At 52.2% G+C, this 3,382-nt stretch carries 5 protein-coding genes; 1 reads left to right on the forward strand and 4 read right to left on the reverse strand.

From position 1 onward, the window contains the following. A partial coding sequence (locus AC5DDB_RS29865; RefSeq protein WP_491743430.1) for a helix-turn-helix domain-containing protein occupies nt 1-464 on the forward strand: 464 nt, incomplete at its 5' end. Between the two features lie 293 nt (nt 465-757). Here the strand turns inward: AC5DDB_RS29865 and AC5DDB_RS29870 are convergent. From AC5DDB_RS29870 to AC5DDB_RS29885, 4 genes are all read right to left on the reverse strand, one after another. Then, nucleotides 758-1,363: a hypothetical protein gene (locus AC5DDB_RS29870; RefSeq protein WP_491743431.1), complete on the reverse strand. Its 606-nt coding sequence runs from the start codon at nt 1,361-1,363 to the stop codon at nt 758-760. Between the two features lie 434 nt (nt 1,364-1,797). Next, a complete protein-coding gene (locus AC5DDB_RS29875; RefSeq protein WP_491743432.1) occupies nt 1,798-2,679 on the reverse strand; it encodes a hypothetical protein in 882 nt (293 codons plus the stop codon). 280 nt (nt 2,680-2,959) lie between these two features. Continuing rightward, complete coding sequence (locus tag AC5DDB_RS29880; protein WP_491743433.1) at nt 2,960-3,190, reverse strand: hypothetical protein; 231 nt, start codon at nt 3,188-3,190, stop codon at nt 2,960-2,962. Nucleotides 3,191-3,251: 61 nt separating this feature from the next. Then, nucleotides 3,252-3,382: tyrosine-type recombinase/integrase (locus AC5DDB_RS29885; RefSeq protein ID WP_491743434.1), on the reverse strand; the 131-nt coding region annotated here is incomplete at its 5' end.

Genomic DNA, 3,382 nt, shown 5'->3' on the forward strand with positions numbered 1-3,382 from the left:
TGGCGATCGATCGGGATGAGTTGGAGATCGAACCCGGTTGGCGTAATTTTCTATACATCAACGAACTCGATATCCAACCGATTTTCCGTAAAACCAATGCAGCTGAACAGGCAATTGAAGCGTTGGCGGAGTCGTTCTGCGCGCTAGGGATCGTCGCTGCGGACGATGATTTGATCCCGATCGAAAAGTGGCTCACTCTGGGATTCGAGCAAGTCGAGGACAAAGAGATTGTCTTTCGAAGCAATTTGGAGGATCGCGAGTTTCTCCGGCAGTGGCAGCCGGAAGATATCCGCTGTCAGCTACGCGCTGCGATTCAGAATGACGGACGATCTTTCTATGCGATCGCAAAAGAAGCAGGTATCGCACCGATTCAAATCAGCCGATTTGCCAACGGCGAACGGAGCATCAATTTGTCGACGGCAGCAAAAATCTGCCGAGTCTTGCGTCTGAAGTTGCAACGCTAAGGCGGTGGATGGGCTTGATTGGCTCAGACACTAAAGCATGGACGTTGACCTCACCACATCGATTTTGATCTCGATAGCAAGATGGAGCCAAAACTTCCCAGAGAATTACCCGACACGCTTTTCATCCCCAAGGCCCCACAGGGCCAGTCGATGTTCGACGGTCCACCTCTTTCTAGAGAGGGGATTTTCTATAAAATCTGGTATCGCCAATGATCATCGGGCCGCCGGACTGATCGTGACTTCAAAAAACACGCCGTCGGCGGCTCCGCGTGCATCATACTGTTATCTGCGATTTACACGATCATGTCTTCACGTGTTCCAATCAATACCGAATCAAACCAGTCCACCGCAGTTTCCATTATCGAATTGAGCTTCGCAACATCAATGCGAGAGAACCCTTGAATATAGACTTCGCGAGATTTGCTTTCGGGATAGCGGAATACGAAGCTGTTCGGATCGAATCCGTCGAAATCCGTGATGAGCAATTCGATGCCGTCAAGTTGCGATGCATTTAATTCGCCATAAGGGTTGTGGGTGGCGTGTGTTTCGAGTAGGTCACGAGCCGTTCTCCAATTATCGAGTAGCCCGTGCCTGAGTTTTGGGCCACCACCGCCATAGAATTCGGACAGAAAATAGATCAGGTGTTTGATCGACAATTCCAAGCCTTGGCGGTAAAGGAAAGCCATTGGATAGAGTAAGACGTCAATCAACGTGTCATCCGCATCAATTGAATCGCGAAGTCGACGAGCGGCATCGAAGTAACCGAAGGCAAATGCATCAAACTCGTAAGGACCGCCGTTTGTTCCGATACAGGCCATCTGTTCGTGGAATTGATCGCTTCGAGGAGCCTCGAAGAGAGAGCCAGCCTTGTATTGGGACATATCCGAGGATTTGGTCATTTACGTCAACCTAAAAGTGAAGGGGGAGAATTAATGGTTGAGGTCAACGACACATTTGAAGCGGATTGGTTCGTGCAGGTACCGTGAGTTGAGCGGTCGGCGTCTTTGCTGCTGACCGCTCAACTCAAGGTACCTTTACCGCCTCCTCCTGCGACGTCGATTGGGAAGATGATAAGCCGGACCGCTCCAACGATTGTGTACGCCCGGCACGGGCGTGTTGTTGTGGGGTGAGAGTCCCCTGTACGAGACTGGAAACTTTCGGAGGTCATTATCCGATGATCTTTCTGAAAAGGGAAGTACGAGACGAGGGCAACTGCGGTTGGGCGACCAATCGTGGGGAGGAAGCCTGCGAAGATGTGCGTAAGCGCCGGGTCTGTTCCAATTCGCCACCCGGACATCTTCCGGTCCAAGCTGCGAGGCTACGAACAGAAACGTCATCCAAGGCCGGTGCGGGTACCCGATTTATGCGGCTGATTTGAGCTGAGAACATGACTAACGCGAGGCAATGCGGGAAGCCTGTGTATCTTCTGCCAGAAGGGAGTGAAAAGAACAATGAGACAGCCGTAGGCGCCGCCGAGCATGACCCACAGTTCTTTTTGCGGAGCCTTTGAATCGAACGCACCACCGAATTCGTAGCATGCGTAAAGAAAGAGTCCACCAATGACCATGTTGGCGACTGAAACACGCCAGTAGTGTTTGCGGATAATGTCACCGCGCATGAGAACGAGGTTGTCGGCAATTATATTCCAATCGTCTACGATGAAGAACAATGCCCAGTTCAACGCGACAATGGGAAGAGTGCTGACACCTTTAATTGCGCAAGCCCAAAGCAAGCAGATTGGGATGAGGTAGAGGAAGTACTGCGTGCAGATCAGCCGTCCAAGTCGGTAGGGAGACAGTTTTGCGGTGGAATCTGGTAGCGTTTCCGAAGCCAAGCCGACGTCGTAAAGGTATCGACGGGAAAATGGGACGAACGAGCGAAGCGCTACGTGGATGCTCCGGTATCCAAGCAGCAAGCTGGCGATGCGTAGGCCGATGACACCTGTTTGGAGTTCGTACTTTAGGTCAAATGTGTGGTGGTACAGCTGTGAAATGAAGTTCGTGACGCAATAAATCGCTGGCCACGCCGATGCAGCGATGAAAGTGGACGACACGTACAGATGCCACGCCCGCGATCCTTCAACATGACTGCGGAGGAATCGGCGTGTCAGTGGGCGGGCATGCTGTCGCGTGAGGCGATGAAGGGCGATGACGCCGCCGACGATCGCGGGTGGCATCAGAAGGAGGGATGTGAGTAAACCAGTTGTATAATTCATGGGAAGGCTCGTTTGACGTCGATGGGACAACGACGGAATTGAGCGAATGGATCACCGCTTTTGCCGCATAACGTCCGGATTCAACGGGTCGGGAAGTTTGATTGTCCATTGCTAACCAACAGCCGCAAGCCCGACTCCGGTGCAATCCATGGTTATCCGCCGGTGTCATTGGCAGGTTGGTGTCTGGGAAGCAAGCCACAGCGTTAGCCAAGCAATAGGCGACTGCAAGTTTAAGAGTCGACTCGGTTCTTTCTACCGCGATATGCACGAGTGGCAACTTCTACGATGGATCGGGCAACAAGTCGTCGTCAATCTCGACGAGATCAATGAAGTCGTAGCGCCATTCGTCCTCGATGCGCTGCGACTCGTCGCGGAGTAGGCCGTACAACGCGATCTGGTCTTCGACATCAAGAGAACAGGCCCAATCGAGAGATTCTGGCGACGCTAGTACGAAACCTCCAGTCTTGGCCAATGTGCGAACGAGATCGTCCGCAAATCGGTTGTGCATCATGCAATCTCAGTCGGATAACTAGTGTTTATCAGGAACGATTCTTAACAACGTGCGCACGTTATTAGGAATGGAAACTATCGAAATCCGCAGGGCTGCGAACGCCACGGCCACCACGGTTCAGAACATGGGTGTAGATCATTGTCGTTCTAACATCCTTGTGCCCAAGGAGTTCCTGCACGGTTCGTATGTCGT

The organism is Thalassoroseus sp. (genome assembly GCF_984380535.1).